Below are 4,141 nucleotides of genomic sequence, written 5' to 3' on the forward strand. Positions count from 1 at the left end.
GTTCGCTTTGATCCGGATGGATCAGCAGAACGATTTCATAGTGACGCATAAATACTCCTTGTGGATTCCAGGCAGCTTGTGATCGTTCGAACCTTTTCAAATGATCCCTGCCTGAGGAAGCCGAGCCACAGCGTCAGTCACGTGGTCACGGCAAGGTGGAACCCGCTATTCTAGCGCAGGTTCAGTGATTCGGCAAGGCCGAGCGACTGAGCGAGGCCAGTCCTAGCTGCCGTCCGCGGCCAAAGGACGGCGCATCCGGTCAAGCATGGACAACTGCTCCGGGCTCGGTGCAGGCGTCAACCAGCTGACCACAAGCAAGGCGGCGAAGCCTGCCGGCACGCCAAACAAGCCGGCCGAAATGGGCTGAATCCCCCACCACAGCTGTGCCGGCCCCGGCACACCCAAGGCGAGACGCAAACCCGGCATCGCGTGAACCATGTAGTAACAAGTGACACCTAGGCCCACCGTCATGCCGGCCACCGCTCCCCAGCCATTGGCCCGCCGCCAAAATATGCCCATCACCAAGGCGGGGAAGAACGCCGCCCCTGCGACCGAGAAAGCGGCGGCGACCAAATACAAAATATCGGCCGGCCTGTGCGCAGCGACCGCGGCCGCCGCCAACGCGGTGGCCAATAACAAGGCCTTGGACAAGGTCACGCGCCGGGTCATGCTCGCATTTGGGTTGAGTACGCGGTAATAGACGTCATGGGACAGGGCCGATGAGATGGTCAGCAGCAAGCCGTCGGCGGTGGACAATGCGGCCGCCAAGCCACCTGCGGCGACCATGCCCGACACCACATAGGGCAGACCCGCAAGCTCGGGCGACATCAGCATGATGATGTCGCTGCTGATGCGCAACTCACCCAGCTGCAAAATGCCGTCCCCGTTGACATCACTGACCGACAGCAAGCCGGCATCAAGCCTGGCCCATTGGCCTATCCAGGCCGGCAAATTGGCGATCGGTGTGCCGACCAAGCCGGTAAAGACTTCGTACTTGACCATCACCGCCAACGCGGGGGCAGTCAGATAGAGCAAGGCAATGAAGAACAGCGACCAAGCCACCGACTCCCGCGCCTCTCGAACCGAGGGCGTGGTGTAGTAGCGCGTCAAGAGGTGCGGCAGGCCCGCCGTCCCCACCATCAAGCAAAATATCAGCGCCATAAAGTTGCGTCGCGACTCATCGAACTCTTGTCGCTCCAGCGCTGTGCCCGCCGGGTCGCCGCTGAATTGCCGGGCGTGCGGCGGCATGCCGGCCAGCGGCTGGCTGCGCGCTTCATTCAGCGTTTGAGCGCGCTGCCATTGTTCACGCGCCTCGTTGGGCGTACGCGGCAACACCGCTTGACTCTTCTCGGCCGCCTGTACCAAGGCCAGCGGCGTATCCGGTTGGCGCTTCAAGTCCGCTACCCGCTGGGCCGCTTCGGCCCGCTCAAGGGCAAGCGTTTGTGGCACGTTTTGCAATTTTCGCTCATAGTCGGCCGCACGCTGCTGAAACACCGCGCGCACCTGCAATTCAGCCGGGTCGGTCAGCAATTGCTGCTCCCGCTCGCTCAATTTTGCTAACTGCTGCCCATAGACTATCTGGGGCAATGGTGATCCGGTTTGTTTCGCACTCAGCCAGACCACCGGCACCAGATAGGCACTCACCAACACGATGTATTGCGCCACCTGAGTCCAGGTGACCGCGCGCATGCCCCCCAAGAAGGAGCACACCAAGACACCGCCCAGCCCGACGAAGACGCCGACCTCAAAGGTCAGGCCGGTCAAGCGGGAGGTAATCAAGCCGACGCCGTAGATTTGCGCCACCACGTAGATAAAAGACACCAGGATGGCCGCGGCAGCGCCGATCAGCCGCGGCGCCGTGCCGCCATATCGCGCGCCCAAAAAATCAGGGATGGTGAACTGGCCAAACTGACGCAGATAGGGCGCCAAGCACAGCGCAACGAGCACAAAGCCACCGGTCCAGCCCAACACGAAGGCCAAGCCGCCATAACCCGAAAAATACAGGGTGCCGGCCAAACCGATGAAGGACGCCGCGCTCATCCAATCGGCACCGGCCGCCATGCCATTGAAGACCGCAGGTACGCGCCGGCCGGCCACGTAATACTCGTTGGCATCGGTGGTCCGGCTCAATAGACCGATACAGGCGTAGACGCCGACAGTGGCGGCCATAAAGCTGAAGCCAATCCAGCTCTTGGCCACACCCGATTGCTCCAGCATCGCCAGCATCAGCACAAACAGCACAAAGCCCAAGGTGTACCAGGCATAGATACGCGTGAGCTTGGGGCTCAGGTTGGCGCTGTCCGTGGCGGCGTCTGCATCTGCGTGAGGCGAATTCATTTTTCTATCTGCGGCATTGGCCCGGCATCATGCAAGTCTGCCGAGCCGCTGGCTATAGTCACGAACCCGAAGCCGGCCTTCGACAAGCAAAATAGAAACGGCCCCGAGGGGCCGTTCTCAACTCAACACAAAATTACCCTCATCAACGCTTGGCCAAGCGCTGCCAGGTCTCGATGACCGAATCCGGGTTGAGCGAGATCGAGGTGATGCCCTCGCCGGCCAGCCAGTCGGCGAAGTCGGGATGGTCACTCGGGCCCTGACCGCAGATGCCGATGTTCTTGCCGGTCGCGCGGCAGGCGGCAATTGCACGGGAAATCAAGGCCTTGACGGCCGGATCGCGCTCATCAAAGTCACCGGCCAGCTGCTCCAGGCCCGAATCACGGTCCAGGCCCAACGTCAACTGCGTCAAGTCGTTAGAGCCAATCGACATGCCGTCGAAATGCTCCAGGAACTGCTCGGCCAAGATCGCGTTGCTGGGCACCTCGCACATCATGATGACGCGCAAGCCGTCTTGCCCGCCGGCGGCCGCACGCTTCAGACCGCGTTCGGCCAGCATCGTCACTACCCGCTCGGCCTGACGCACGGTGCGCACAAAGGGCACCATGATTTCGATATTAGTCAGGCCCATCTCATTGCGCGCGCGCTTGAGCGCCTCGCACTCCATTGCAAAAGCGTCCGAGAACTCGCCGCTGATGTAGCGCGAAGCGCCACGGAAGCCCAGCATCGGATTCTCTTCATCGGGCTCATAACGCGAGCCGCCGATCAGCTTGCGATACTCGTTACTCTTGAAATCCGACAGACGCACGATCACCGGGCGCGGGAAGAAAGCGGCCGCAATGGTAGCGATGCCCTCGACCAGCTTGTCGACATAAAAAGCGCGTGGCGAGGCGTGACCTCGGGCCACCGACTCGACCGCTTTCTTCAGATCGGCGTCGATGTTCGGGTAGTCCAAAATCGCCTTCGGATGCACGCCGATATTGTTGTTGATGATGAATTCCAGCCGCGCCAAACCAACCCCGGCACTGGGCATCTGAGCAAAATTGAAAGCGAGCTGTGGGTTACCCACATTCATCATCATCTTGATCGGGCAGTAAGGCAGCTCGCCGCGATGGACTTCGCTAACTTCGGTCTCCAGCAGGCCGTCGTAGATGAAGCCGGTGTCGCCCTCGGAGCAGACCACGGTCACCAGCTGACCCTCCTTCAACTTCTCGGTCGCGTCGCCGCAGCCGACCACGGCCGGGATGCCGAGCTCGCGCGCGATGATGGCGGCGTGGCAGGTGCGCCCGCCACGATTCGTCACGATCGCCGAGGCCCGTTTCATCACCGGCTCCCAGTTCGGGTCGGTCATATCGGTCACCAGCACGTCGCCGGGCTGCACCCGGTCCATCTCGCTGATATGGGTGACTAGGCGGACCGGGCCGGTTCCGATCTTCTGACCGATCGCGCGGCCTTCCACCAGCACCGCACTGTGGCCCTTCAATTTATAGCTCAGCTCAACTTGGCCGGCTGCCTGGCTCTTCACCGTCTCGGGGCGAGCCTGCAAGATGTAGATCTGACCGTCGATGCCGTCACGGCCCCACTCAATGTCCATCGCACGGCCGTAATACTTTTCGATGATCAAGGCATAACGCGCCAACTCGATCACCTCGGCATCATTGAGCGAATAGCGGTTGCGCGCCTCGGGCAAGGTGTCGACGGTCTTGACCAGCTTGCCGCTCAAAGCCTTCTCGGCGGCGGAGGTGAACTCCATCCGAATCAGTTTGGATCCGAGGTTGCGCCGGATGATCGGCAGCTTGCCTTTTTG

The 4,141-nt window shown here is 61.4% G+C and carries 2 protein-coding genes; both read right to left on the reverse strand.

The annotated features are described in order from the left end of the window. Window positions 1-222: 222 nt before the first annotated feature. Window positions 223-2,337 (reverse strand): VC_2705 family sodium/solute symporter, encoded by a 2,115-nt coding sequence (locus RMO57_RS17945; protein ID WP_310388965.1) that lies wholly within the window; start codon window positions 2,335-2,337, stop codon window positions 223-225. A 142-nt stretch (window positions 2,338-2,479) separates the two neighbouring features. After that, the coding region (gene ppsA, locus RMO57_RS17950; RefSeq protein ID WP_310388967.1) for a phosphoenolpyruvate synthase at window positions 2,480-4,141 on the reverse strand (1,662 nt) is incomplete at its 5' end.

The sequence above is a fragment of the Roseateles sp. genome, assembly GCF_031397715.1.
Taxonomy (GTDB): domain Bacteria; phylum Pseudomonadota; class Gammaproteobacteria; order Burkholderiales; family Burkholderiaceae_C; genus Paucibacter_A.

Bases quoted from the DNA above. Each gene is read 5' to 3' on its own strand.
- RMO57_RS17945 (WP_310388965.1), bottom strand. From the start codon at position 2,337: ATGAATTCGCCTCACGCAGATGCAGACGCCGCCACGGACAGCGCCAAC.